Genomic DNA, 26,522 nt, shown 5'->3' with positions numbered 1-26,522 from the left:
CCCCTGCAACGGCCCCTGCGCAAACCGATTAGCTCGGCGGGCGAGAGCAGCTGCTGCACTGCGGTATAATAGGAGAGGAACTCGAGTTCGCGGTCCGACGGCTCGCGGAAAAAGCATGAGCCGAAATCCTCACAAGTGAACAGCAGGGATTGAAGGGAAGAGGTGTTTGGTGTAGTATGGGTCATAGAGGGAACTCCTTTCTGCAGATGAAGTATGGTAACTATCATCTTATCAGAAATGGGTTCTCTTTTCTATATTCATAAAGCAATTATTCCCAATATTCTGGCCAATTCGTCAAGAATCGATGCCCGTACGGGAGAGATGAAGCCTGGGAAGGTGAATCTGTATATTTATGCAAGTATCATCTCTTCAGAGACCATTTTGAAATTGCCTCCTTACATACGCCTAATCATAATGGTTGCATTTGTCGATTTGTAACCAATTTGAGGTGAAAACAGGTGCAAATAAAATTCGGCAACCTGTTTGTAATTATTATCCTACAAACAAATTGCCAAGTATTCAAAAAAAGTTGTCAAGAAAAAAATACATCGGGGCGAAAGGACTCGAACCTTCGATATCCTGCTCCCAAAGCAGGTGCCCTAGCCACTGGGCTACGCCCCGAAACTTTCTGGAGTATACGCACTTGAGAAGCAAAGCGTCAAGGGGTACCATGGAAGGCCTATGGACAAGAAACAACGCATGCAAGAGATATATACCATCCTGGACACCCTGCTTCCCAAAGACATCCAGTTCTTGGACCAACGTGATCCCTTCCGCTTTTTGATCAGTGTCATCCTCTCGGCCCAGACGACCGACAGGATTGTGAATGTGGTGGTGAAGGACCTGTTTGCCAAGTACCCGGACAAGCAGGCCCTCTCCGATGCCGCCTTGGAGGATGTTGAAGCCATCATCCACCCAACCGGTTATTACCGCAATAAAGCCAAGAACATCGTTGCTTGTGCAAAGGCATTGCGTGATCGCGAGCTTCCCGACACCATGGAAGAGCTGATCAAGCTGCCCGGGGTGGGGCGCAAAACAGCCAGTTGCGTATTGGGGGATATCTATAAAAAGAGTGCCATCATCGTCGATACCCACTTCTCACGGGTTGTCAACCGATTGAATTTGGTTGACACCAAGGATCCTGAGAAAGTAGAGCGGGAAGTTGCATCGCTCTTGGAAGAGAGCAAGCACTACCGCTTCTCCATGACGGCAAACCTGTTTGGAAGAACCGTCTGCCACGCCAGGAAGCCTGAGTGTGAGGACTGCCCGCTCAGCTCTCTCTGTCCGAGTCGAGATGCCTTTCTGAAAACACGTTCCAAAGGGTGAGGTCCTGCTTTCGTTCGACTGAGAGGATTGCCAGGCTCACGCTCTTGATCACAAAGTTTTCTTCAGGCACAGAAACCTGCTGCGTCCCGAGGTAGATGCCTGAAATCGGGTAGTCGGTGGCTAGAGCGAGCCTTAGGGGTTTGAGGATCTCAGCCTCGATCGGGAGGAAAAGCTGGCCGTGTTCGTACTTGAGCCTCCCATCGACTGAAATCGGAAGCCTAGGGCAGGGCACGTAGGGGATTTCGGATGTCGGGTCGCAAGGACCGAGGATGATGCATGGCTCGAGACAGCAAAAACTGCTTTGGCCGCTTTTCTCGAACAACTGCGTCCTCATTTTCATTACCTTGGTTCTTAGATCCTTGCCCAATCGAAGGATGTAATAGCTATCCATACCATAAGGATAGTCAAGCAAGCAAAGCTCGACAAGGGAAAAAGTATAAAAGATGAACCCTTTCTCTTTACACAAAAGCCGTTATCTGGTAATTTGGCTAAGGTTGAAGTCTCCAATGCGATAACCTTGTGGAACTGCTCACGGACAAGACGTTGCCCGTACAAGGATAGCCGTGACTTTAACAGGCCTCGGTTCGGCCAACTAATGAATTATTTGACAAGGTGGATATAGCTATGGCTCGTAGATGTGAGATTTGCGGAAAAGGAACGGTAGCCGGGAACAGTGTTCCGAGAAAAGGTCAGGCCAAGAAGCATGGTGGTGTCGGTCAACACATCGGCGTAACCACGAAGCGCGTATTCCGCCCCAATCTCGTAACGATCAAGACTTTGGTCAACGGAGCTCCGCGCACCATTAAGATTTGCACTCGTTGCTTGAGGAGCGGAAAGGTCGAGAAGCTCGTATAACAGCACTTGTTACACCATCTCGATCGACAGAGAGCCCACTTTTGGGCTCTTTTTATATATTCAGACAACACATTTGTTCAGTGAGTTGTTCATTATCTTGAAATGGGGGTCGTTGCAATGGGCAGTATTCGAGTACATGCGGTAGAGAGTTCCAACCTGGTATCGAAAGAGGGTTGTGAGAAGCTTGTTCGGATTTTCCGCCATGCCAAGGAAACGCATCAGGTTTTTGTGTTGGCGCCCCTTCGCGATACAGAGTTCGAACTTGCAAGCCTCCTGGCCTGTGCAAAGGAACATGATGAACGACTGTGGTCGATGCAGGAGCAACGCTTCTCCAGTTGGACGGAGCTGGTGGAAACCATCCTGACGGTCCCCGCTGGAAGAAACGTGCTGGAACGCATCAAGCATGGCTTTGCCGATATTGAGGATATCCTGCGCTCCGTATGGTTGGTGGAGGAGGTATCCTCGGGTGTGCAACGCTACCTTGAGAAACTCTGCGACAGCTGGATAGCTGACCTTCTCTGTCATTATGCAACCACACAAGGCATTGCTGCCGACTTGGTGGAATATTCGACGCTTGCTGTCGGATCCGCACCATCGAAGCGGTTGCTTGTTGTATACGGCCAGCTCCCCCAGCCTGAAGGCAGCATGCAACGGGACGGCAGAAGCGAATATGCAGCATCGCAACTTGCCGGCATTCTCAAAGCAGAAGGGGTGACGTTCTGGAACAACACATCCCTGTTGAAAAATGCAGACAGCAACGAAGTTCCTTCGGCATTGGTGATTCGTTCACTGTCCTATTCCGAAGCGACCGAGCTCTCCTTCTTCGGTGCCCCGGTCATTCATCCACAGGCACTTCTGCCTGCCATCAATGAATCCATCAATGTACAGCTGCGTTGGTGGGGTGATGAAAACGATGAGGGAACCATCATCAGCAAGGATGGGAATGGTGAACAACTCAATAAGGTGAAAGGGTTTTCCATCATTCACGACATCGCCCTGATAAACGTGGAGGGAGCGGGCATGAGCGGAGTCATCGGCATCGCAAGCCGGTTGTTCACCGCCATGCGTGAAGCCTCCATCTCCGTTATCCTCATCAGCCAGGCGAGCAGTGAGTACTCCATCTGTTTTGCAGTACCTGCAAGCCAGATGGAAAGAGCCTGTACAGTTGCAAGAGAAGCCTTCTCCCACGAGCTGGACGAACATCTGATCCAAAGCATTGAAGGCGAGTCGGGCTTGGCCATCCTTGCCGCCGTCGGCAAGCAGATGACCGGCCAGGCAGGAATCGCCGGCAAGTTTTTCTCTTCTTTGGGAAGGGCATCCGTCAATGTGATAGCAATCGCCCAAGGATCGAGCGAAACCAATATCAGTGCAGTAATCAAGGGAAGTGACTCCAAGAAAGCCCTGAGGGCCTTGCATGCACGTTTCTTCCTCTCCAAGCAGGCTCTCTCTGTCGGCTTGATCGGTCCCGGCAACATCGGCAGCACCCTGCTGGAGCAGATTGAATCTGAAAGCCAGCGGTTGAAAGAGCAATTCGGAGTCGACATCCATATCCGCGGGATTGCCAACTCTAAGAAAATGGTGCTCGATCAGGATGGAATCGATCCCGGTGAGTGGAAAACACGATTTGAGCAGGAAGCCGTGCCCTTGGATCTGGATCTCTTCGTCCGCCACATCGGGGCAACGTATTTCCCGCACTCCTTGATCATCGACTGCACAACCAGCAGCCAGCTTGCCCAGCAGTACGACAATTGGCTTGAGATGGGGATTCATGTCATCACACCCAACAAGAAAGCCGGCACAGCCCCCATGGCATATTACAACAAGCTCTTCGACACCTGCCTCAGGACAGGACGTCGTTTCTTGTACGAAACCACCGTCGGTGCAGGGCTTCCGGTAATCTGCACCCTCAAGGACCTTGTCCAGACAGGAGACAGGATTCACCGCATCGAAGGAATCGTCAGCGGAACCCTGGCTTGGTTGTTCTCAACCTATGACGGAACGGTCCCCTTCAGTACGCTGGTCCGGAAAGCCAAGGAGATGGGGTACACCGAACCCGATCCCCGTGACGACCTCTCGGGCATGGATGTCGGGCGGAAGACGGTCATTCTTGCCCGTGAGATGGGCTACGAGGTTGAGGTTCAGGACATCCCGATCCAAAGCCTGGTTCCCGCCGGTATGGATTCACTCTCCATCGAGGCTTTCATGCAGAACCTGGAAGTGCTGGATCCCCATATCGAACAGGCTTACCGCGACGCAGAGCGAAAAGGTGAGAAGTTGCGCTACGTAGGAATCGTCGATGAGAAGGGAGCCTGCAGTGCATCACTGGCCAGCTTCGGATCGGATCATCCCTTCGCCCAGGCCAGGGGAACCGATAATGTAATCTGCTTCACGACAGACCGGTATTTGAACCAGCCTTTGGTGATCAAGGGACCGGGAGCCGGCAGGGAAGTGACTGCCGGCGGTGTATTTTCAGATATGCTTCGTCTTGCAGCGTATCTCGGAGCAAGGATTTAGGAGGTAGGAACATGAAATTTGTATCAACTCGCGGCAAAGCGCCGGCAGTCAGTGCCAGCCAGGCGATTATGCAGGGGCTGGCTCCCGATGGGGGACTCTATGTTCCCGAGTCGTTTCCTTCCTTGGGAAACCTCGCAATACATGAGATCTCCAGCTACCCCGAACTTGCCTTCGAGGTTCTCGCACCCTTTTTCGAGGATGATCTCCTGAAGGAAGACCTTGCAGAAATCTGTATGGATGCTTTCAACTTTCCAGTCCCCTTGGTCACCCTCAAGGACCAGGATGCAGTACTTGAGCTTTTTCACGGACCTACTGCTGCGTTCAAGGACTTCGGTGCAAGATTTCTTGCAGCATGCATGGAACGCATGCTGGCCAAAGAGCAGCGCAAACTGACCATTTTGGTTGCAACCAGCGGTGATACCGGAGGTGCTGTGGCCGCAGCATTCGCCAACCGCAAAGGCATCGAGGTAAAAGTATTGTACCCCAAGGGGAGAGTGAGCGCCCGCCAACAGCAGCAGCTCACCTGCTGGGGGGCCAACATCCAAGCCTATGAAGTTGATGGATCTTTTGATGATTGCCAGAAAATGGTCAAGGATGCTTTCATGGACCAGACCGTTTCCCGGCAATGGGGACTGTCCAGTGCAAACTCCATCAACCTGGGACGGCTGCTGCCCCAAAGCGTGTACTACGTCTTTGCCTCCCATCTCTACACCCAAGCCTTCGGTAAGCGGCCGATCTTCATTATTCCCAGCGGGAATGTCGGCAACAGCTGCGCCGCCTTCTGGGCGCTTACGATGGGCTCTCCCATCGAGCGGATAGTACTTTCGGTGAATGAGAACAAGACAATTCCTGAATTCCTCACAAGTGGAATCTACCAAACCCGTCCTTCGGTGCAAACTCTTGCGAACGCAATGGACGTGGGAGCACCCAGCAACATGGAACGGCTCTTCAACCTCTATCCCGATGTGGATACCCTGAAAAGCATGCTCACCGCTTACTCTGTGGATGATCGGACCATACAGGCAACCATCAAGGAAGTATATGGGGAACTTGGCTACATTCTCTGCCCCCATACTGCCACCGCAGAGCGAGTCAGACGCGACCACTTTGCCGGCCAGCCGACGATCGTGGTATCGACAGCCCACCCCGCCAAGTTTGAACAGGTGGTCGAACCCTTGATAGGCACGGCGGTGGAAGTTCCCCAAAACCTTGCAACGTTGCTCGATAAGCCATCAAGCTTCAAGGCTATAGGGACTGATTACAAGGATTTATTCAATTGATAAAGACAGGGCAGCGAACGCTGCCCTGTTTGCAAAGAACAGTACTCCAACCTACTTGCTGAACACCCCCTTGACCGTCAGGGTGGTGGCAAGTGCATCATCTGCGTTGTCGACAAGCGAATCATAGAAACCGACATCGAGGTTTGCGGATGCCGTAATGAGGCCCAGTCGCTTCTCAAGGGCAAACAAACCCGTGACCTTATATGCCACAAGTGAAGACCTGAACGCTTGGTCGAACGAAGCAGTAAAGCTTATTGTATCGAAGAACGTCTCTTTAATACCGAACTTGGCATCATATCCGAAGGAGGTGAGTGCATTGGATTCCGTACTCCATGCATGGTCGAACCCCAGGGAAACCCAAGGTTCGGTACTTTAACGTCAACACCGTAGCTGATACCCCAGATGTCCTTGTCAACAATACCGGAAACCAATCCGTTTGAAGGAAGGAAGTAATCCAGAATCGGGAAGACACCATGAACCGTGTCCAGATATCCAACATACGTACTCAAATCAGGGCAGGGCCGAAGAACGATATCTTGACCAGGAACTGGTTGTCGCTTTCTCTGTTACTCAGCAATGCAGCTGGAGGGTTTGCTCCTGACGGCAATGGGGGTGACGCTGCCCTTGCCGAAGACTGCCTCCATACCTTGGATGTAGTCTTCCAACTCGTTTTCCTGCACATAGGCTTGGATCGTACCTGCAAAACCCCCTCCATGGACTCGCACCGTTGCATCAGGGCCCAACATCGATTTCGTCATTGCAATGGCAAGGCTCAATCCCTGTTCATCGGGAAAGAACGAGGGATAGAGATTCTGCAAAAAGCAGAAGGAGCTTTCACCGCTCTGCCTGACCAGGGACAGGTAGGCATTGATGTCATCGGCAGCGAGTGCTTTCAGCATGCTCTCCACTCTCGTATTCTCCTGGAAGAAGTGCATTGCACGTAGGATGCATCGATCGTTGTTCAGCGTTTTTCTCAATTCAGGCAGGGCTTGCAGGAATGTGTCCTGATCAACTTCCCTCAGGTGATTGGTACCAAAATATGCTGCTACCTTGCGCATTTCGGCAGGGACTGCGGCATACGCAGGAGTAAGGTCTGCATGGTTTCCGCCGGTATCGACGATGCACAGGTGATAGCCATGCTCCGAGAAGGAGTATTGGATCGGCTCGATGACCGGCTTTTGTTCATCGGCAAAGTCGATGCCGATGATCCCCCCGTAGGCGCAGGCCATCTGGTCCATCAAGCCTGAAGGCTTGCCGAAATATACGTTCTCACTGAACTTGCCGATGATGGCCAGCTCGACAGGGGAGAGGACATCGGTATTGTACAAGTGATTGAAAATTGTTCCGCACAACACCTCAACAGCAGCTGAAGAAGAGAGCCCCGAGCCTTTCAACACCCGGCTGGTGGTGTTGGCCTGCCATCCTCCAATGTTCAGACCACGCTTGGAAAAGGCGCAGGCAATGCCACGGACCAATGCTTCGGTGGTGTTCTTTTCACTTTCAACCACTTTTAGAACATGCAAGTCAACCTCGACAGCCGGATATCCTTCACTGATGAGGACCACCTTGTTGTCAGTACGCTTTGTCACCGCTGCGATGGTATCGAGATTGATGGTTGCAGCGAGGACGCGGCCAAGGTTGTGGTCGGTATGGTTGCCCCCGAGTTCGGTCCTTCCAGCAGTGGAGAACACTGACGGGCTCACCTGGCCGAACAGGTTTTGATGGGTCTCGATGAGGTGCCCAAATCGTCGATCCATTTCCGATTCGTCATAGGTTTGACCATACAGAGAGGGGTAGTGCTGATGCAAAAGGCCTTGTTCAACAGCGTGTCTTGTAGCCATGGATATCTCCTAGTGTAGTGTGTTGCGATAGTGCACGTCGCTTTGAGAGCTGAGTTTTTGAGCAGCTTGCTCGGCCGTGATATCACGTTGGGGCATTGCCATCATCTCATATCCTACCATGAATTTCTTGACGGTGGCACTGCGAAGCAGGGGTGGAAAATAGTGCAGGTGCATGGTATGGGCGGGATAGGCCTGGCCATCGGTAGGCTTCTGATGCACACCCATGGAGTAGGGAAAGCTGGTTTGGAAGAGATTGTCGTAGCGAATGCCCAGCTGCTGCATCGTCCATGCCAAATCGGCTCTTTCTTCGCTTGCCAGATCGCTGAAACTTTGAAGATTGCGCTTGTACCCTAGAATCATTGTCTCATACGGCCACACCGCCCAAAAGGGAACGACTGCGATGAAGTGCCCGCCCTTGATGACAACCCGCTCTCCTGTCTCCATTTCATACTGGGCATAATCGAGCAGCATATGGCTCTTGTGGGTTTGGAAGTACTTCTCTTCATTGGCAAGCTCTTTGGCCGGTATGTCGGGAATGATCTCTTCGCTCCAAATCTGTGCGTGGGGATGTGGATTTGAACAACCCATGATAGCCCCGCGGTTCTCGAAGATTTGGACGTAGTTGATCATCTCGCTCTCTCCAAGCTTCTCGTACTCTTCGGTCCAAGCACTCAGAACCTTCTCAATATCGGCGGTGGACATGCGTGAGAGAGTGAGGTCGTGACGGGGTGAAAAACAGACCACCCTGCATCGTCCGCGTTCGCCGTAGGCTTTGAGGAGCCCGTTCGGCCCCGTTTGCATGCGGTCATTGGGGGTGGTCGGCAACAACGATGCGAAATCATTGTCAAACACATAGACATCCTTGTACTCAGGATTGCGTTCACCGCTTGAACGCTTGTTTCCCGGGCAGAGGTAGCAGGTGCTGTCATAGCGGCTCAGTTCTTCCAAATTTGGTTTTTCGACCTGCCCGTTCCATGGTCGCTTGGTTCGGTGTGGTGAGACTTTCACCCACTCGCCTAGCAACGGATTATAGCGGTTGTGCGTATCAAATTGAATGTCCATGTTGTTTTGAATCCCTCTTGCTTTCTAAAATGTACACGTGTACACTACACCTGTGCCAGCGCTTTGTCAATGAAAAATGGAGGTGCGGATGCGAAGTACCCGCGATAGTGTAGCGGCTCTAGCCAAGGTAAGCAGTGCAACGGTTTCCCGTGTCTACAACAATCCCGACGCCGTCTCAGAGGATTTGCGGCAACGAGTTTTTGAAGCTGCGAGAATCCTTGGGTATGCACCCAACCCGCTGGCAGCAAGCCTTCGACGAAAAGGGACCGGTACCCTTGCCTTTGTTGAATTCAATAAAACGGGCAGACCGTACTATTGGGGCAGCTTTTCCAGCTTTGATTGGTTTTTCGGCAGGGCTGTACGAGGAGTCCAGAAAGTCATCGGCCAAAGCTCCTGGCAACTGCGGTTTTACAGAGTAGGCAACCAGGAAGAGCTGAAGCTGCTAGAAAAGCAGTGTGATGGAATTCTTGCCTACGATGTCGACACACCCCAAGAGCTCTCCCTGTTCGATGGAATCACCATCCCCGCTGTGCTTTCTCACCACATCGGTGATGACGAGCAAGGCTGCATTGTACGAACAGACAACCTGTATGGAGGCGAGCTGCAAGGTCGGTATCTGAAGGAAATGGGGTGTGAAAAGCCGTTGTACATCACCGGATATGTGGAAAGTGTTGAGCCGCATGCCAAGCGACTGGAGGGCTTTTTACGTGTCTATCCACAAGCGAAGGTGATCAGCACAGCCATCGGCTCTCCTGCGAGCATTGCGTCGATACAGGACCAGGTGGAGCAGTTGCTTGCCGTCCGGAGCATCGATGCTCTTGCAGCGGTGAACGACCTCACCCTGTTTGATTTGTTGATGCGCTGTCCCATGGATCTTCCCGCGGTAGGATATGATGCCTCCCCGTTTTCTTCCTTGCTTGGCAAGAGGGTGGCGAGTGTGGATATTCAAAGCGGCCGGCTCTACCAAAAGGCTACAGAGAAGCTGCTTTCCATGCTGGCAGGAAAGCAGGAGGCAAGTACCACCATCCTGCCTCACTTGGTTAGGGATGTTCAGTGAATGTGAGCAACAGCAGCAGCTTCTTCCATGATGGAACCGTCCTTTTTTCCACAGACTTGCCCTGCTCTTGCAGCGGTTTCACGGGAAGAAACTGGCGGGGAAGCGTAGGATAGAATTTCTGAGGTATCCTTTCCGGCTCTTTTCGTTCCATACTTCAGCATTTTGTACAAGTGAAGCGTTGTCAAGAGTTCACCATAGGTTTTCAGCCTGAGATATAAACGCCTGCGAGAGCTGAAGATTCCTACCTTGCCCTCGTCAAGCAGCAGGTGCAGAGCCGAGCGAATTTCCTTTTCACTCCAAGCAGACAAGACAGATGAGTAACTGTTGTACCCTTGCTTGGAAGAGAGCAACACTGCAAGCGAACTGGGACTGTAGCGAAACGGATGGCTTGCAATGCAGCCGAGCAGGGCCGCCTCTCCTTCGCGGCTTGCTTGGGCGGCATGGTTGCATACATCACAGCCGTTGCAAAAATCCACCTCCTCGCCGAGCTGTGCAAGCAGGTTCTGTCGATAACAGACGGTGGTGGAGGAGAAGAGCGAAACCAAGAACCCCGTTTGTGTGCCATCGAGCAGAACCACAGCCTTGCTCAGCCTGCCGTCACGACCGGCTCTTCCACTCTCCTGCAGGTAGGCAAGGGCATCGTCGGGCACCTCCCGATGAATGACCGTCCTGATGGTGCTTTTATCTACACCCATTCCGAATGCATTTGTCGAAAAAAGCACTCCTTCCTCCTGACTGTCGAACCACGCCTCCAAACTTTTTCTCTGCGTGGTATCCAAACCGGCATGATAATATCGGCAGGGAATATCAGGGTGGGAACGAAGAAAGGCCTTGCAGGCGAAATAGGTACCCTCGCGGGTATTGCAAAAGACAATGGCAGGGCGTGCCGCCTTGTCGGCAAGCAGGGCGGAAACGGCATGGTCCTTGCTGAGGGTGCGAAAGACATGGTAGCTGATATTCGGTCGATTGCTGCTTCCCCGCACCAGGTGAGGCCTGCTTTTTATAAAGATACTCTTGTTGAGCCCTTCGATGACCGCCTGATCGGCTGTAGCGGTAAAGCAGAGGATCTGCTTGACCGGAAGGTAGGCCAAAAGCGGTCCGAGTGCGGCCAGAGCCGGCCTGAAGCCCTCTCCCCAACGTACGATGGTATGAGCTTCATCGATTACCAGCAGGCTGATTCGATGACGACAGAGCTCGCCGATCACCGAAGCCTGGCCCAGGCACTCTGCATTGGTGATGACCACCCTGCATGCATTTGCGCCGAGGGAGTCAAACAACGCTCTTCGCTGCTCTTTTGTCTGTCCGCCTTGGATCGCGACACAGGCGATGCCATTTCGGCTTAAGCGTCGTACCTGGTCGTTCATAAGTGAGAGAAGGGGATACACAATAACGGTGAGTCCTTCAACCAACAAGGAAGGGAGCATGAAGCACAAGCTCTTGCCGCTGCCTGTCGGCAAGGTCACCAACAATCCTTTGTGGTCGATTTTTCGGGCATCGAGTTCCAGGATCCGTTGTATGACAATCTGCTGAAACGGTCTGAGCATGTGGATGCCGAAGACCGTTTTGGCAAGTGTGTTGATGGTGTTTTCCAGCTCCATGCCCTATAAGACGAATCGCAGCCCGATCGCTTCAGCTTCTCTCATCGGTGCGGTCGTGAGCAGGCGGCAAAGGAGGGCTGATCGTATCGAGGTGTTTCAGTACCTCCTCGCTCAAGCGATGAGCTGGTGCATCAAGGGCGGGCTTGAGCTGCTCTGGATCAGCAGCTCCCAGGATGGGGGCGGTGACAGCCTGGTTTGCCATCACCCAAGCGATGCCAAGTGTTGCCGGGTGCATGCCCAGCTGATCGGCATAGGCGGCGAAGGAGGAACCCACCTGTTCATAGAAAACACCCTCATACCGGGCCTTGTACTTTGGATTCTCGACCAGGCGCCCCGATTTTTTGCCCTCCGCTTTGCTGTATCTGCCGGTGAGAAGCCCTCCTGCGAGGGGGCTGTAGGTGATTACCCCCATTCCTTCAGCACTCGCCATGGGGAAAAGCTCCACCTCTGCCATGCGTTTGGCAAGGTTGTACATCGGTTGGATGCACTGTACGCCCACCAGATGCTTCACATCGCTTACCCGTAAGAGGCGTTCCACCTGGAAGGCGGCATAGTTGCTTACCCCGACGCTCAAAACCTTGCCATCACGGACAAAGGAGTCGAGGGTCCTCAGGACCTCCTCCTCACTGGTGGCCGGATCATAGTGATGAAGAAAGAAGACATCAACATAGTCGGTGCCAAGACGCTTCAGGCTCTGATGCAGGGAGTTCTGCAGGTTTTTTGCCGAACAACCCTTTGCATTGACATCGTCTCCCATCGCTCCATACGCTTTGGTGGTGATCACCACTTTGTCGCGCTCAGCGGCTATGAAGGAGCCCAGGTACTCTTCAGCAACACCTTTCTGATAGACATTGGCACAGTCGAAGAAGTTGATGCCCTGCTCCCTGCACATGCTGTACATCCTCTGCGATTGTTCCTTATTCGCCCGTGAGCCGAACGACATGGTGCCGAAACAAAGCTCTGATACCTTGATGCCGGTTTTCCCCAAGGATTTGTAGTTCACTGTGTACTCCTTTTTCAGGCTACAACCAGAAGACCGGCAGTCAGCGAAACCGCCAGCTTCTCCATCCGTATCGTCTCTCGTTTGAAAAGCGTCTGTTTCTTGATCATCGCTTCCAGGGCGGGGGAGGGAAACACCTCCGCCGTCCAGCGTTCGGGAATGCTCTCCATCCCATACAGGGCTGCAGCGAAGCCTCCATACAGGGCACAGACAGTTCTTGCATTTCCTCCCCGCATGACCAATGCCTTCATCCCGTCTTCGTAGGAATCGAAGGCGATGAGGGAGTGCATCACAACCAAAAGCGTTGTGAGGACAAAGGAACTTTGCTTTGTGTCATACACGGCAAGTGGTTTTTGGTTGAGAGCGGTATGCAAAGCGGCAACAATGCGTTCATCCAAGCGATTGCGTTTTGCCAGACCTGCCAAGGCGCTTACAAACAGAAGGGGATCGTCATATTCCTCTTCCAAGAGCAAACCGAAGCCAGAGGAAAGCAGGAGAACCGTCTGCAGGCAGAGGTCGCTGCTGCTGGTGATCTGGGTCTCAGCCTTGAGGAAATCGAGCCATTTCCTCTGGCTTTGCGTGGCTTTCAAGATTCCGTGAATGGGGCAGCGGATGAGAGCAAGGCTGTGATCGGCTTTGGATGTCTCCACTTGCAAAATTCGCCGGATATGCTCACCAGGACCATCCCCTTCCTGGATGTACTTGCGATAACTCGCTTTTACATGGTGCACATCAGCATCCTTGTTGGTGACAATGCTGAGGGCGAGCAACGTAAGCAGATCACTGACCTCGCTTGACATTCCACAGAGGGGCCGGCTTTCCTCCAGCGTGTAGATTTCCTCGATGCCGTCCGGGCACAGAGCCTCCACTTCGCTGCTTTGCATGCCGTCAGTCTGGCTGCCCATCCCGTCCCCTGTATACCATCCCGTAAGGATTGCTGTTGCACTCTCTCTGCTGTCCATCACCTCGCTCCTGAACTCACGATATAGCAAGTTGGCAAAAAAGACGAGTGCTTTTACAACCGCTTGGCTTCAAGTTCGCTTTGAACCAGTTTGAGGTCTTCCGGTATATTGATATGTTGGGGACACAAGGGAACGCACTGACCGCACTCGGTGCAGGAAGAGGGCCGCTTGTCGCTCTCCTTCGGATTCTCCCACTGTGCACGGACCACCGCATACGAGTCGAACATACGAGCCTTGTTCCAGATGGAGAAGTTGCCAGGTATATCGACACCAAAGGGGCAGGGCATGCAGTATTTGCATCCGGTGCATCCATTTCCGACCCGGTTGCGCATCGTCTGTCCGATGAAGTCGAGGGTGGTGCGCTCTGTTTCCGTCAGCCTTCGGGGAGACTGGAAGGTCTTAAGGTTATCCCGTACCTGCTCCATGGTCGTCATCCCGCTGAGGATCACCTTCACATTCGGATGGTCGGCAACCCAGCGAAGAGCATAGGATGCACTGCTTGCGTTCTCATCCAGGTCTTTCAGTCTTGCTTCGAGGTCGGGCGGAAGGTTGGCAAGCAATCCCCCTTTGATGGGCTCCATGACAATGACAGGAATACCGAGCTTGGTGCACAGCTCGTACCCCCTGTCTCCGGCCTGTTCCTCGGTATCCAGATAGTTGTACTGCAGCTGACAGAAATCCCAGGTGCGGGAGGTGGCGATGTACTCGAAATCCTCATAGATGGAGTGGAACGAAAAGCCCAGTTGCTTGATCCTGCCGGCTTTTTGTTCCTGCTCGAGGTATGCAACCACCCCAAGGTCGACCATGCGTACATAAGCTGCCTTGTCGATGGAGTGAATGAGGTAGAAGTCAACATACTCATGCTCAAGACGCCCAAGCTGTTCATTGAACAGGCGCTTTGCATCATCGAGGGTATTTACCAGCCACTGTGGAAGCTTTGTTGCCAGAAAGTATGAATCCCTCGGGTACTGCTTGAGAAACGAGCCCAGGAAGGGCTCGCTCTCCCCGTTGTGGTAGGTATATGCCGTATCATAATAGGTGACGCCGTGCTTGTACGCTTCACTGAGCATTGCGCTAGAGGCTGCCCTGTCGATGCTCCCCGTTTTTGTCAATGGCAGACGCATCGCTCCAAACCCCAGCAGGGAGATGGTGCAGCCGTTGTGTTCCCATGTTCTCGTTTCCATCGTTGACTCCTTCATTGCAAATCTCTTTCAGCATACCATAAAACTCTCCAAAAATGCGCATGGGGTGAAAGGATTTCTTGCCGGGAATGCTTTCCAAGCGTATGATGGTCAAGGTTAGCCGACAAAAAGGGGGGGGTATGCGCTATCGACGGAATGTAGGCTTGGCATATGCATTCTCATTTTCACTCAGTCTCTCCTTTACGCACGGCATCTGGATGATTTTTCTTGCCAGCCAAGGCTTTTCCCTTGTGCAACTGGGCTTGCTTGAGGCGATTTTTCACGTTACCTCGTTTCTCATGGAAGTTCCCACCGGCTCGGTTGCCGATATTTGGGGAAGGAAGGCCAGTCGGATTGCTGGAAGATTGTGCTATGCCCTGAGCCTGATTTTCATGTTCCACAGCACCACGTTCCTTTTTCAGGTGGTCGCCTTCATCCTGAGTGCGTTGGGGTATAACTTGGAGTCGGGGGCGGGGGATGCCCTGCTCTATGATTCGCTTCTGCTTGACGGGGAGGAAGGGCGGTACATCAAGGTAAAGGGAAACGATGAGCTGATCAACCAGATTGGTTCGATTCTCTCCTTCCTGTTGGGAGGGTATCTGGCTTCGCTGGATTTCGGCCTTGCCTTCTATGCAACAGCAGGCTCGGCGCTCGCGGGGTTTTGCATCGCACTCTTTTTTATTGAGCCGGAACTTGAGAAAGGAGAGAAGAGAAAGAAAACCTCCGTATTCAACAGTGTGCTTATCTCCCTGAAGAGCCAGATTCTTGACAGCGGCAAGGTATTCAAGAAAAAGCCGCGCATCGGCTTCTTCATTCTTTTCAGTGAGTCGTTGTTTGCCTTCATGGTCTGCTTGTTCTTCTATTTGCAGAACCACTGGACCAACTTGGGGTTCAGTCCTGCTACGATCGGTGTCGTATTCTCCCTGCATGCCGCAATTGCAGCTCTTTTTTCGGTGAAAGCCCATGCCATCGAGAAGCGAATCGGCCAGAGGGGCCTGTTGGTAGGCTGTCCTCTCATGCTTCTTGTCACCTTGTGGGGAGTGGCTCTCACCCCCTATTCGATGGTGTTCTACGTGCTTTGTGCCTCCATTGAAGGCTTGTTGATCCCGACTATTTCCACGTACCTGAATCAACTCATTCCCTCCAAGTTCAGGGCGACCATCCTCAGCTTCCAGAGCATGGCGTACAGCCTGTTCATGATTGCCATCTTCCCCTTGGTGGGTTTTGTTGGAAACGTTGCCTCGCTCAATCACGCCTTCGTTCTGCTCTCCGCTCTTGCCACGCTGTTGGTCATACCCTACCTGGTGATGCTTTCCAAGCAGAAAAGGTAATCGTGTACTTCTTGGCAGGAGCAGGGCGCTCTGGTATGATGGGGCAATGAAACTGTCAGAACGTGTGATCAACAGCCTGCTCAGGACCTTCTTCAGGCTCTTTTTCCGTATCGACCGAAGTGAACTTGCAAAGGTTCCCCAAACCGGCCCTCTTTTGATGATGGTGAACCACACCTCGAACCTGGAGGGCCCGATGCTCTATGCCTTCCTCCACCCTCGGCCGCTGCACGCGCTTGCCAAGCAGGAACTCTGGGACCACAAGTTCATGGCATATCTGATGAACATGTGGAAGAGTATTCCCGTTGATCGGCAAAATATGGGCCGAAGTACGATGGATGCGTGTTTCAAGGTCTTGGACGACCAGCATATCCTGGCCATCGCCCCCGAAGGGACGCGGAGCAAGGATGGAAAGCTGCAAGAGGGGAAAGGTGGTGTCGCCTTCATCGCCCATAAGAAGGACATTCCGATGATTCCTGTGGCCGTGATGGGATTTACCTCGTTCTCCCGGAACATCAGGCGTCTGAGGCGAACCGTGATAACGATAAAAGTGGGAGAGGTGTTTGAGATTGTCCAAAAGGGAGGACGCATCGATGCCAATGCACGCCAAGCTCTTGCCGATGAGATAATGATGCGGCTGGCTGCCCTGATGCCCAATGAGATGCGCGGCCATTACAAGGACAAGGATATCGTCTTCAACCTGACTCGAACGGTCAAAGCCTAAGGTTTCAAGTCTCTGCTGACTTGCTGCAGTCCTCGATGCACAGCTGCATGAATGAGCGTCAATCGTTTTCTGCGCCCCTCTTTGTCTGTTGATTGCCCCCCAAAGAGCCTGTTGTTGATATCCAGCAGATTGAGGGCGGCATCACCAAAGCCGCTCCTACGAATGTCCCGGCACAGCAAAGCTCATGCGGTATCCGGAAAGAGTCGTGCGCTGGTTGTAATCCCCGGTCAATTCAGGCAGCAATGCGGCATAAGGTATGTTGACCAGATTGTATGCTGTATAGAGGGTGCAGTAGAGGAAGGTGCCATAGATGAACAGTCTCATCTGGCTGGAAAGCTGCACCTCATCGATAATGCCGTCGATTGCGCCCTTTGTGGCGTCCTTGACACCGAGTATTTCCTGTTGCGTTCGACAGGAAGTAAAGTTCTCTCTTCCTGAACCGGCATGGCCATCAGGCACGCTGTGATGAGAAGCAGCAGGAAAGTAACGTGTACATCCGCATAGGCCCCTCGTGGATGAAGCAAAGTGTAGCATACTCTGCAGCTTTTACCGAGACTGAAGCAATGCTCCATGGAATTCACACACTTGCGTCATAGTCTGAAATTCATAGGAGCAGAAACAACGTGAAAACTCTCAACAGGAAGCGTATTCGGATTCGTACGATTGTGCAGTTGGTGTTCTTTGTCTGGGTGGTGGTGGTGATTTCCCTTGGGGCGGCTGCAGAACGGGGTGTTGTGTTTCCGTTTACCCCGAGTACAGCCTCCTTGCATGCAATCTGTCCTTTCGGCGGGGTGGTGAGTGCATGGAATTTAATCACCGAAGGTACGTTGGTCAGAAAAATCCATGACTCCTCGGTTGTTTTGGCTGTACTGGGCATACTGCTTGCCATCCTGTTCGGTCCGGTCATCTGTGGATGGGTCTGTCCCTTCGGAACCTTCCAGGAGTGGGTGGGACGCATTGGAAAGAAGATTTTCAAACGTCGCTACAATACCTTCGTCCCCCAAAAAATTGACCGCTGGCTGAGGCTTCTGCGCTATGTCGTGCTGGTCTGGGTGGTGGTCATGACCAGTGTATCTGCAACCTTGGTGTTTCAGGCATACGACCCGTATTACGCACTCTTTTCTTTTTTGCGCAGTGAATTCTCACTTGGTGGGACCATCATATTGGGAGTTGTAGTCCTGCTCTCCCTCTTTGTTGAACGTCCATTCTGCAAGTATGCCTGTCCGTATGGAGCTTTTCTGGGGCTGTTCAACAAATTCCGAATTTTTAAAATTCGTCGCAACAAGTCAACATGCATAAGCTGCTCGAAGTGCAACCGTGCATGTCCGATGAATATTGATGTACAGGGTGGCGAGGCTGTAACTTCCCTACAGTGCATCTCCTGCATGGAGTGTACAAGCGACCGAGCTTGTCCGGTTCCAAAAACCGTGGTAACCGGTCTGAAACTCGACAAGGTTGTAGTGTCAACGAACAAGGTTGGCCTGTTGACTGCCGGTATTCTGGTTGCAGGCATCCTGTTGTCGGTGGCCCTCGGCCTTTGGAATACGAGTTCGAGCAAACAGCCGGCCCTGATCAAGAGTGGTGATTTTGCAGGGCTTGCAAACCCCGCAGACATCCGTGGTTCGTATACCTATCGTGATGTTCTCAAAAGCTTTACGATTCCAGAAACGGTTATTTTACAGGCGTTCCAAAGTTCATCGCTTGACGAAAGGTTGGGAGATTTGGAAACTCTGTGGGCATCGGTGATTCCCGAGGGGATGGAGGTTGGCACCGACTCGATCAGGCTCTTTGTCTCACTGTATACGGGAATCCCGTATGAAGCGGAAGAGACCACCTTGTTGCCCAAGAGTGCCATCGATGTGTTGATCAGCGAAGGCAGGAACACCGATCCGAATTTTGAACGATACACACGCGATGCCGTCTCCCTTCCTGCAGGACTTGCAACCCAACCGGTTCCAGTCCAGTCCAAGGAGCAGACCACCGCCTTTGCCTTCACCGGCAAGACTACGCTGGGAGAGTTGTTGGATGCAGGATACGCACAAGAGGATATCGAGGCGATTCTAGGGCCGATGAAGAAGACCGATGCCATCAAGACAATTGCAGAAGGTCAAGGGTTGAACTTCTCAGACGTCAAAGCAAAAATCCTTGAACTTTAGCCCGCCAAGGCGAAGGAAAGGGGGATGGTCAGAATGCCCAACAGTGTGGATGTCAGCACCATGGTGCTGGCAAACTGGTTGGGCAGGCCGTAGCGAAGCGGCAGGATGCTGGTGAACATGGCCGAGGGCAGGGCGGTGGAGACAAGAACCACTGTTCGAGCCAAACCGGTCAGGCCGAAGGCCATCACTGCAAGATAGCCGATAAGATACCCTCCTGCAAAACGCAGGATAAGAGCTGTGATGAGATTCCAAGAGAACGTGAACTTGATGGACCTGATGGACACGCCAAGAGCAAACGCCGCCAAGGGAGAAGCAGCCTCCCCTGCAAACGTAAACGATTCGACCAGGCTCTGCGGCATGGAAAGAGGAGTGAGGCGAAACAAAAATCCCAGCACTACAGACCAAAGAACGGGGGAGTGAAGCATCGAGAAGATGCTCTTTTTGCTGAAACCGCCGGTAATGACCAAAATACCCAGGGTGAACATGAATATGCCTTGCACCTGGTCGTAGATGAGGATGAGGTTCATGGCTTCCATGCCGCCCCAGAGTTTCATCAAGGGGATGCCCAAAAAACCGGAATTCATGAATACCAGGGGAGGGACTGTGCTGCGGATGTCCTCTTTGGCGAGCTTGGCCCAAAGAATTGCCGCACCGAAGAGGAGCACGCACACCAAGGCGGAGGCCTTGGCCATATCGGCGATGGCTTGGCCGGTGAGGTTGCTTTCTGTCAGGGAGATGAAGATGAGAGCGGGCAAAAAGAAGTCGGAGGCCACCTTCACCAAATCCTGTACATCCAGGGAGTACAGCGCACTCAATAGATATCCACCCAGAACAACCAACAGGATAGGGAGCATCTGCAAGAATGATGTGAGCAGCATGAGAGGAACTATAGGAGAAAGTCCCATTGCTTGCAAGCACTTTGAAAGCCGCTTCCCTCATCGGTGGATGAAGGGCTGTAGGGAAAGCTCCCTCTTGGCAAAAAAACCTTCCTCTTGCAAACACTGTTCTTGATTCTCGTTCCTCTTCGGATATACTGAAACCACCCCAGTGGTGTAAGGAGCATCATGCATAGCACCCGCTCGAATCGCAATTGGAAGAAATTGCCGAACAAGGTTGTTCATATACAACGTAAAACCCATGTTGCCTTGCGGCTCCTGCTTCTCGGTCTTCCTATCGTTCTGATAATCATCCTGGCCTTTTCCCATTTCTATAGCCGTCTCAACTTGCTGTTGGATGCTGAAAAGCAGAGCCAATATGAAAACCGTGCCCGAGGCTGTGCACAGCTTGTCGTCCATCAAATTGAATCGGACCAGAAACGGCTGCTGTCGCTTGCACAATCACTTTCGGGTTTTACCCTGGAGCAAGGCCTTCGGTTGGTTGCAGGCCTCGGTGAGAGCGATTTATCACTCGTTGTCGTCGATGCAATCGCGGATGCGGCTCCGTTCTCGGTCGATGCCGCATCTGTCGTGCACCGCACCCCAGTTCAGACGATCGATGGCAAACAAGCGGTATTGCAACTGAAGATCAGTCCTGTGGCATACCGGAGCATGCTCTCTTGCCCACAGCACGCTGAAAGCTCCCGCATGATTTGGGCAGGAGAAGACGGTTCAATCATTTGGCAGTTCAAAGCCGATGAACAGCTGTTTGGAACTGAATCACTGGCCGCTTTGTTTCCTGCTTGGGAACTAGGAAATCAGCAAAGTTACCTGTTGAAGGACAACTCTTCCTTTACAACAATACACCCTCTGGGAAACGGATATGGGTACTTCGTCCTTGAGAGCCATGACAAGTTGCTGGAACAAGCGTATCTGACCATCCTCCAGGCTTCGCTTTCCATGGCGGTTTTGGTATCGCTTTTAATGCTTTCCCTGCTGTTCTACCTGCTTTTGAAAGACCATGTGTACGAGCAGTCACTGATGCACCTTGCGTTTCAGGATGAGCTGACAGGACTGCCGAACAAGAACCACTTTGTCCAGGAAGCTTCGCAGTTGCTCGAGCGTGCGCGCAGTCCGTACGCGGTCATCATTCTTGACATCGGAAAGTTCAAGCTCATCAACGACCACTTCGGGTATGCATTCGGTGATTCCCTGCTGCTGTATTTTTCCAAAGTCCTTCCACGCTATACCACCAAGGATGGTGTTTGCGCACGGCTGAGCGGGGACAAGTTCATCCTTTTATGCAGCTATCGTGAAAAAGAGTCTTTGGATCGCAGGATAAGCGTCATCACCGAAGAGCTGAAGCGCTTTTCTTTTCCTGGAGCCTCTCCTTTCCAGTTGGATATGTTTATCGGAATTTCCTTGATCGAAGACAACGCGATTTCAATCTCTGCAGCAATCGACAAAGCGCTTTTTGCGCTTTCCGCCCTGAAGGAACGGCAGGCAAGCGGATATTTGTACTATGATGAAGTATTGCGTTCCCAACTGCTTGAGGAGAGTGAGTTGGATAAGGTTTTTGCCAAGGCCTTGAAAGCCGGTGAGTTCCATATTGTTCTCCAGCCCAAATACTCGCTGCAGACCCGTCATTTGGTCGGTTGCGAGGCGTTGGTACGGTGGGACCATCCCACCAAAGGCCTCTTGGCCCCCTCCCTATTCATACCTCTTCTTGAAAAACACAACCTGTTGGTCACCTTGGATATGTTTGTTCTTGAGCAGGTATGCAAGCTGATCAAGCAATGGCAGCTCAAGGTACTGCCGCTGTTGCCGATATCGGTCAACCAATCGCGCTCTTACCTGTTCAATGCCCATTACGAGCAGACATTGGTTGAATTGATCGACCGCTACGAGGTAGCGCATCATCTCATTGAATTCGAGCTGACCGAGAGCCTGTTCCTCAACGATGTAAAGCACCTCTCGCAAGTCTTGTCCTCGCTTCGCAAGAAATCCTTCCTGGTTTCCCTCGATGATTTCGGCAGTGGATACTCCTCATTGACCATGCTCAAGGATATCGCAATCGATAAGATCAAACTCGACCAAGGCTTCCTCAAGGGGACGGATGAACATCATAGGGGCAAGGTGGTGGTGCAGCATGTCATCTCCATGGCCAAGCAGCTTGGCATCACGACTGTAGCCGAGGGTGTGGAGACCCATGAGCAGGTCCATATGCTCCAGATGCTGGGTTGTGATGTGGTGCAGGGCTACTTCTTCAGTCATCCCTTGCAGGTTGCAGAGTATGAAGCGCTGCTCATCGATGACCGTCTCCCTTCTTTCTGAACAAGGAAAGTGTTCCACCCCCCCCCAACACGATTGCAAGGTGGAAGCCCCAATTCATACCGCGCAACAGGACCAACCCAAGAGAGAGCACGATTACCAACAGTGATTTCTTCCTCATCGTCCTTTTATGATGGCAGCGATTCTTGATTGTACACGGCGTGCTTCAGGGATGGGGAAGAGAGGATAGTCATGATTCATCCGCTTGCCCTCATGGTATTCGAGCATGGCCATCTCCTGCTTTGCCTTCCTCCTGAGAGCTCGGGCATCGGCGAGAAAGAGCTCATGCGTCCCTACAAAGAGAACAATCGGCGGCAGGTTCGCCAGAGAGCCGAAGAGCGGGCTCACCCGCCAATCCGTTGGCTCGACGTTTCCTCTCCAAGCCGTGCCGAAGAGCCGCAGTTCTTCTTTGGAGAGCATCGGATCCTGTCCTTGGAGAAAGTCAATGGATGGATTGGTCAGCTCGATGTCCAGCCAGGGAGAGATCAGGATGAGGTGATCGAGCCGGCTTCTGATCCGTTCATCCATGCTCTGGGCGAGGGCTAGGGCGAGTCCCCCGCCCGCTGAATCCCCCATGAGGGTGATTTGCTCACCTTCCTGTTTCGTGAACAGCCGCAACAGGGAGGGCAGCACCTCGCTGACATGGTGGTCGGGAGCCTTGGGATAGATGGGGACCATCATGCGACAACCGCTCATTCGTATCAGCCTCTCCAGAAAAATCCAATGTGCAAAGGTAGGTTGCTGAACATATGCCCCTCCATGCAGAAAGAAAACCAGGTTCTTGGCACGCTTGTCGCCCAGGGTGAACACCTGCATGTTCTCAAAGGTGGACTCCTCCACGTTGACAAGCAGCCCCAATCCCGGTGGGAGGCTGTAGCGTTGGCGGCTGATTTGTGCCAATTCGTCAAGGCTCTTATGGATCACAACCAAGCTTTGGCGTATTCTCAGATAGAGCAGTTGCTCGCTCATGAAGCTGGACGCACTGCGTTTTTCCCGGATTCTGATGACTGTTGAGAAGACTGTCAGGATCAGCAGAAACAGCAGTAGTGCACGAATGTCCATAGGCTAGAGGATGATGAAGCGGAAGATTGCCTGATTGAACAGGTGGGTGAGTGCATGGGCGAGCATCGCGTACTGCAATCCCTTTTTCCAATACAAGAGACCGAAGACAAAACCCAACACCCCGTTGAGCAGCAAGGTGCGAACAAGCAAAAGGGAAGTGATCTCACCGAATGCCATCTTGGTTGCAGGAAGGTGGCCGAGGGCGAAGATCAGCGCGGCGATGAAGTTTGCAAGAAGGTGGAACCAAGCAGGTATTGGTTTGTTGCCGCGATTTCCTCCCCTCATCATGTCGAGGATGAGAACCAACAGGGAGAGGAAGAAGAAACGCAACATGATCTCTTCGATGATACCGCCGTAGAGCATGGAGAAGAGCAGGGATATGAGGGTGAAGGATTCCTTGGTATAGGCAGCCTGGACTTGGGCGATCCGGGGAGCGAAGAGATAGTAGTCGCTGATCATCACCAATGCACAGCCAAAACCGACCAATACGGTAATCAGCGTCTCTTGTTTCGTAAAAGCGAAAGGTTTGAGCAGGCCGGTTCTTTCTGCAAGCAGGTACCCAAGATAGGAGAGTACCAGCGTATAGATGAAGGCAATCTGGATGATGGAAGAGAATATCAGAAGGAGCGCAGGAGCCTGCATCCCGGCTTGCTTCATTGCATTGACATTGGTCATGGCCAGATAGAGGCTGCACAGTATGCCTACAGGCAAGAGTTTTAATCCGAAGTGCAAGGCTTTCTTCTGTACGTTCATGATTCACTCCTGATTTCTGACTGTACCCCACCTGCTCTTCGATGACAAGAGAAGAGGCCTGCAACGCAGGGCCCGCATTCCGGATGGCAAGATTGCTCAGCGAACGAAGGTATCCACATCGTTTGGTGCGCCTACTCAAGGAATCCGAACCCATACCTCCTTCTCAGTCCCGCCGGAAGGAAGCCGATGAGCAAGAGAACACTCATCGCCATGCTGTGCAAATGAAAATTCCGTAAGAGTGACGACCGTGCAATTGTTGAAATTGGTCTTGATAGATGGCAGCTCTTGCATCACACTGGTCTGGGGAGTGAATTACATGGAACTGATACATACCAGCGACGAGCGTATTGAGCAACTGACTCAGTACTTGAACCTTCTTCGCAGCGGGACAACCGACAAGCAGACCTATGCACTCTATGCCCCGGTATTGGAAACCGCCACTGCCTTTGAAGCCAACAGCGCCTTGGAATCACTGCTTTCCCACCCTGGGGATGTGACAGTGCATACAGCGGCGGTGGCCCGATTCATCCGCTCCATAGGCAAAGGGTTGGAAAGCCAGAGCCTGCCTGAGTATCCCAAGGGTTCCTTGTTCGCTTCCCTTGATCAGGAGAATCGAAAAATCGTGCTTGGTATGGAAAAGCTGCAGAGGTTGGCCAAGAAGTTGCAGAAGCAACAGAGCGAAGACCTCTCCCCGCTGATTGAAGAGGTCGCATCCTTTTCCCTGATCAAGGACCATTATGAACGGTTGCAGAATGAGTTGTTTCCGCTTTTTGAGAAAGCGAGCACCGAACACAGCTGTGTCAAGCTGATGTGGTCGATCCAGGATACCGCCCTTGGCCTTCAGAAAGCCATACTTTCAGATGATGGAAGAGACCTGAAGCGATCATGGAAGGTGTTCGGGCAGTTTTATGTACATGTTGGTATTTTGAGCTACCGGGAACAGTATATTTTGCTTCCGGTTGCATACCGGGCTCTTGGGACACAAGAGCAGGTTCAGCCGGAGATTTCATCTTTGCATGGCTTTGTGAGCAGGACCGGTTCCTTGTCGCAGCAGGAGTTGGAACGAATATTCTCGGTATTGCCGTTCGATATCGCTTTCATCGGCAGCGATGACCGCCTGAAGTTCTATTCAGATCCTCCCCATCGCATATTTGTACGCACTCCACAAGTAATAGGACGTTTGGTGCAAAACTGCCATCCGCCCAAAAGCGTACATACCGTCCAAGCCATCCTCGACTCCTTCAAGGAAGGAAGGGAGGATTCGGCTGAATTCCATCTGGTTATGAAAGGGAGATTCATCCACATCCAGTACTACGCAGTGCGTAGTACTGATGGTGAGTACCTGGGGTGTATGGAGGTAACCCAGGACGCAACACATCTCAGATCCCTTACGGGCGAGAAACGGTTGCTTTAGCATCAAGATACTCTGAAAGCAGGGAGTAGCAGGAATTTTCCTCGGCCTTGAGGACACCCATTTCTCGTTTTGCATTCTCGGTTGAGTCGCTGGCGTGTGCTGCATTGACACGGATGTTGGAGCCGAACTCGCGTCTGATCGTGCCTGCGGCAGCCTTGTTCGGATCGGTTGCACCCAAAATGGTTCGAATCTTCTGAACTGCATCCTTGCCTTCATAGATGAGAACCATGCACTTGACCAAACCAGGCTTGTCATAGTCCTCAATCTTGCAATCGCCGGGCTTGATACCTGCCATGAACTCAACGATGCGTTCGAACTGCTCTTCGGAATACTTGTCCCCGAAGCTGGTGGTCAATATGTCCTGCATCTGTGCATCCAGATGCACGTTGAACTCATGTTCGAGCAGTTCACGCGCCTGCATGCCGTAAATGGGGGCAAGCTTTGCTTTCAGGCCTTCCTTTGTCGGGCCGTAGAACTGAAGAGCCTGGTTGACGGACATTTTCAGCACCTTGATCCCAACGATTCTCAAACCGCTGCGGCTGAACATGTCAATGATCATACCCGGTCTGCTGGATGCATATTTCCAGTTGTCCGGCTTGATGATGACAAGCGTACGCTCGACATCGGCGTAGTACTCAGCAGGCCTGTTGACAACGATGTTGCTCTCTTTCTCAAGCCAAGGCCTGAAGAGGGCGAGGGTGTCATCGGCTTCCCCCTGGGTCTGTGCGGTGATTACTGCAGGTTCGAAATACTTGACTTTTTCCTGGCTCTCATCGGTGAAAATCAAGTCGGCATAGGTATCGCGGATCGACTCGCCGATGACGGTCTCCACGCTTCCGGTCTCTTTCTGGAAGAACCCGACCACCGCCGAAAGCTGTTCACAGGGATTCTCCCCGCGCAGCAGCAAGAGCAGCGAGCGGTGTCTCACCCCTGATGAAGGGCCCATGTTCTGTTCGATATAGTCAGAGAGCAAATCGGATATCTTGAAACCTTCAACTTTCTTTCTATGCTTGATGATGGATGCAAATTCCTTGGCAATTTCTTGATCCATCGCGACCATTTGGGCCCCGACGAGTTCCAAGGATATACGGGAAAGGAGTCTGGATAATACCCCGCCGGTTCTACTTTTCGCTACCGTGTAGGGTGTCACCAGAACATACGATAAGGACTGTTCCATGAGCAGCCTCCTTCTATGGATGTCTG

At 52.4% G+C, this 26,522-nt stretch carries 24 protein-coding genes and 1 tRNA gene; 10 read left to right on the top strand and 15 right to left on the bottom strand.

Features of this window, described 5'->3' with window-relative positions:
• On the bottom strand, positions 1 to 185 hold a 185-nt coding region (locus B3F49_RS07405), incomplete at its 3' end, for a hypothetical protein (RefSeq protein ID WP_293910139.1).
• A gap of 363 nt (positions 186 to 548) precedes the next feature.
• A tRNA-Pro gene (locus tag B3F49_RS07400) sits at positions 549 to 621 on the bottom strand.
• Positions 622 to 681: 60 nt separating this feature from the next.
• On the opposite strand from B3F49_RS07400, the gene B3F49_RS07395 reads away from it, so the two are divergent.
• Complete coding sequence (locus B3F49_RS07395; RefSeq protein ID WP_293910137.1) at positions 682 to 1,326, top strand: endonuclease III domain-containing protein; 645 nt, start codon at positions 682 to 684, stop codon at positions 1,324 to 1,326.
• Here the strand turns inward: B3F49_RS07395 and B3F49_RS07390 are convergent.
• On the bottom strand, positions 1,271 to 1,717 hold the full coding sequence (locus B3F49_RS07390; RefSeq protein ID WP_293894699.1) for a hypothetical protein: 447 nt from the start codon (positions 1,715 to 1,717) through the stop codon (positions 1,271 to 1,273). The genes B3F49_RS07395 and B3F49_RS07390 overlap by 56 nt on opposite strands.
• A gap of 233 nt (positions 1,718 to 1,950) precedes the next feature.
• Between B3F49_RS07390 and rpmB the strand changes: the two genes are divergently transcribed.
• From rpmB to thrC, 3 genes are all read left to right on the top strand, one after another.
• Positions 1,951 to 2,181, top strand: coding sequence for a 50S ribosomal protein L28 (gene rpmB, locus B3F49_RS07385; protein WP_244771200.1), 231 nt, complete (start codon positions 1,951 to 1,953; stop codon positions 2,179 to 2,181).
• A 117-nt stretch (positions 2,182 to 2,298) separates the two neighbouring features.
• Positions 2,299 to 4,695, top strand: a complete 2,397-nt coding sequence (thrA, locus tag B3F49_RS07380) for a bifunctional aspartate kinase/homoserine dehydrogenase I (RefSeq protein ID WP_293910135.1) — start codon at positions 2,299 to 2,301, stop codon at positions 4,693 to 4,695.
• 11 nt (positions 4,696 to 4,706) lie between these two features.
• Positions 4,707 to 5,975 carry a threonine synthase gene (gene thrC / locus B3F49_RS07375; RefSeq protein ID WP_293910133.1) on the top strand — a complete coding sequence of 423 codons (1,269 nt, stop codon included), beginning with the start codon at positions 4,707 to 4,709 and terminating at the stop codon, positions 5,973 to 5,975.
• A 51-nt stretch (positions 5,976 to 6,026) separates the two neighbouring features.
• On the opposite strand, the gene B3F49_RS07370 is transcribed toward thrC, so the two are convergent.
• The 3 genes from B3F49_RS07370 to B3F49_RS07360 form a co-directional block, all read right to left on the bottom strand.
• The gene (locus B3F49_RS07370; protein ID WP_293910131.1) at positions 6,027 to 6,185 is read right to left on the bottom strand and encodes a hypothetical protein; all 159 of its coding nucleotides are present in this window, start codon (positions 6,183 to 6,185) and stop codon (positions 6,027 to 6,029) included.
• 356 nt (positions 6,186 to 6,541) lie between these two features.
• Positions 6,542 to 7,816 carry a galactokinase gene (locus B3F49_RS07365; RefSeq protein ID WP_293910129.1) on the bottom strand — a complete coding sequence of 425 codons (1,275 nt, stop codon included), beginning with the start codon at positions 7,814 to 7,816 and terminating at the stop codon, positions 6,542 to 6,544.
• A gap of 9 nt (positions 7,817 to 7,825) precedes the next feature.
• Complete coding sequence (locus B3F49_RS07360; protein WP_293910127.1) at positions 7,826 to 8,878, bottom strand: UDP-glucose--hexose-1-phosphate uridylyltransferase; 1,053 nt, start codon at positions 8,876 to 8,878, stop codon at positions 7,826 to 7,828.
• 88 nt (positions 8,879 to 8,966) lie between these two features.
• On the opposite strand from B3F49_RS07360, the gene B3F49_RS07355 reads away from it, so the two are divergent.
• Positions 8,967 to 9,935 (top strand): LacI family DNA-binding transcriptional regulator, encoded by a 969-nt coding sequence (locus B3F49_RS07355; RefSeq protein ID WP_293910125.1) that lies wholly within the window; start codon positions 8,967 to 8,969, stop codon positions 9,933 to 9,935.
• Here B3F49_RS07355 and B3F49_RS07350 read toward each other — a convergent pair.
• The 4 genes from B3F49_RS07350 to B3F49_RS07335 are packed head-to-tail and all read right to left on the bottom strand — an operon-like array spanning position 9,929 to position 14,679.
• Positions 9,929 to 11,533, bottom strand: a complete 1,605-nt coding sequence (locus B3F49_RS07350; RefSeq protein WP_293910123.1) for a RecQ family ATP-dependent DNA helicase — start codon at positions 11,531 to 11,533, stop codon at positions 9,929 to 9,931. The genes B3F49_RS07355 and B3F49_RS07350 overlap by 7 nt on opposite strands.
• 31 nt (positions 11,534 to 11,564) lie before the next feature.
• On the bottom strand, positions 11,565 to 12,536 hold the full coding sequence (locus B3F49_RS07345) for an aldo/keto reductase (RefSeq protein ID WP_293910121.1): 972 nt from the start codon (positions 12,534 to 12,536) through the stop codon (positions 11,565 to 11,567).
• Positions 12,537 to 12,550: 14 nt separating this feature from the next.
• Positions 12,551 to 13,495, bottom strand: a complete 945-nt coding sequence (locus B3F49_RS07340; RefSeq protein WP_293910119.1) for an ADP-ribosylglycohydrolase family protein — start codon at positions 13,493 to 13,495, stop codon at positions 12,551 to 12,553.
• A gap of 53 nt (positions 13,496 to 13,548) precedes the next feature.
• Positions 13,549 to 14,679, bottom strand: coding sequence for an aldo/keto reductase (locus B3F49_RS07335; RefSeq protein ID WP_293894731.1), 1,131 nt, complete (start codon positions 14,677 to 14,679; stop codon positions 13,549 to 13,551).
• Between the two features lie 137 nt (positions 14,680 to 14,816).
• On the opposite strand from B3F49_RS07335, the gene B3F49_RS07330 reads away from it, so the two are divergent.
• On the top strand, positions 14,817 to 16,007 hold the full coding sequence (locus B3F49_RS07330; protein ID WP_293910117.1) for an MFS transporter: 1,191 nt from the start codon (positions 14,817 to 14,819) through the stop codon (positions 16,005 to 16,007).
• Positions 16,008 to 16,053: 46 nt separating this feature from the next.
• Positions 16,054 to 16,728: a lysophospholipid acyltransferase family protein gene (locus B3F49_RS07325; protein WP_293910115.1), complete on the top strand. Its 675-nt coding sequence runs from the start codon at positions 16,054 to 16,056 to the stop codon at positions 16,726 to 16,728.
• A gap of 156 nt (positions 16,729 to 16,884) precedes the next feature.
• On the opposite strand, the gene B3F49_RS07320 is transcribed toward B3F49_RS07325, so the two are convergent.
• Entirely contained in the window at positions 16,885 to 17,187 is a 303-nt protein-coding gene (locus tag B3F49_RS07320; RefSeq protein WP_293910113.1) for an MFS transporter, read from the bottom strand.
• Between the two features lie 164 nt (positions 17,188 to 17,351).
• On the opposite strand from B3F49_RS07320, the gene B3F49_RS07315 reads away from it, so the two are divergent.
• Positions 17,352 to 18,884 carry a 4Fe-4S binding protein gene (locus tag B3F49_RS07315; protein ID WP_293910111.1) on the top strand — a complete coding sequence of 511 codons (1,533 nt, stop codon included), beginning with the start codon at positions 17,352 to 17,354 and terminating at the stop codon, positions 18,882 to 18,884.
• Here the strand turns inward: B3F49_RS07315 and B3F49_RS07310 are convergent.
• Complete coding sequence (locus tag B3F49_RS07310) at positions 18,881 to 19,762, bottom strand: AEC family transporter (RefSeq protein WP_293910109.1); 882 nt, start codon at positions 19,760 to 19,762, stop codon at positions 18,881 to 18,883. The two genes, B3F49_RS07315 and B3F49_RS07310, sit on opposite strands and share 4 nt — an antisense overlap.
• Positions 19,763 to 19,948: 186 nt before the next feature.
• On the opposite strand from B3F49_RS07310, the gene B3F49_RS07305 reads away from it, so the two are divergent.
• Entirely contained in the window at positions 19,949 to 22,093 is a 2,145-nt protein-coding gene (locus tag B3F49_RS07305) for a putative bifunctional diguanylate cyclase/phosphodiesterase (RefSeq protein WP_293910107.1), read from the top strand.
• Positions 22,094 to 22,207: 114 nt separating this feature from the next.
• On the opposite strand, the gene B3F49_RS07300 is transcribed toward B3F49_RS07305, so the two are convergent.
• Both B3F49_RS07300 and B3F49_RS07295 read right to left on the bottom strand, forming a co-directional pair.
• Positions 22,208 to 23,152, bottom strand: a complete 945-nt coding sequence (locus tag B3F49_RS07300) for an alpha/beta hydrolase fold domain-containing protein (RefSeq protein ID WP_293910105.1) — start codon at positions 23,150 to 23,152, stop codon at positions 22,208 to 22,210.
• A 3-nt stretch (positions 23,153 to 23,155) separates the two neighbouring features.
• Positions 23,156 to 23,905, bottom strand: coding sequence for a type II CAAX prenyl endopeptidase Rce1 family protein (locus tag B3F49_RS07295; RefSeq protein ID WP_293910103.1), 750 nt, complete (start codon positions 23,903 to 23,905; stop codon positions 23,156 to 23,158).
• Positions 23,906 to 24,221: 316 nt separating this feature from the next.
• On the opposite strand from B3F49_RS07295, the gene B3F49_RS07290 reads away from it, so the two are divergent.
• Positions 24,222 to 25,319: a PAS domain-containing protein gene (locus tag B3F49_RS07290; RefSeq protein ID WP_293910101.1), complete on the top strand. Its 1,098-nt coding sequence runs from the start codon at positions 24,222 to 24,224 to the stop codon at positions 25,317 to 25,319.
• On the opposite strand, the gene B3F49_RS07285 is transcribed toward B3F49_RS07290, so the two are convergent.
• Positions 25,294 to 26,496 carry a nucleoside-diphosphate kinase gene (locus tag B3F49_RS07285; RefSeq protein WP_293910099.1) on the bottom strand — a complete coding sequence of 401 codons (1,203 nt, stop codon included), beginning with the start codon at positions 26,494 to 26,496 and terminating at the stop codon, positions 25,294 to 25,296. The two genes, B3F49_RS07290 and B3F49_RS07285, sit on opposite strands and share 26 nt — an antisense overlap.
• Positions 26,497 to 26,522: the final 26 nt, after the last annotated feature.

This window comes from Sphaerochaeta sp. UBA5836 (assembly GCF_002432845.1).
Taxonomy (GTDB): domain Bacteria; phylum Spirochaetota; class Spirochaetia; order Sphaerochaetales; family Sphaerochaetaceae; genus Sphaerochaeta.
Note: the sequence above shows the minus strand (reverse complement) of the source record. Positions and strands in the feature narration are given on the sequence as shown.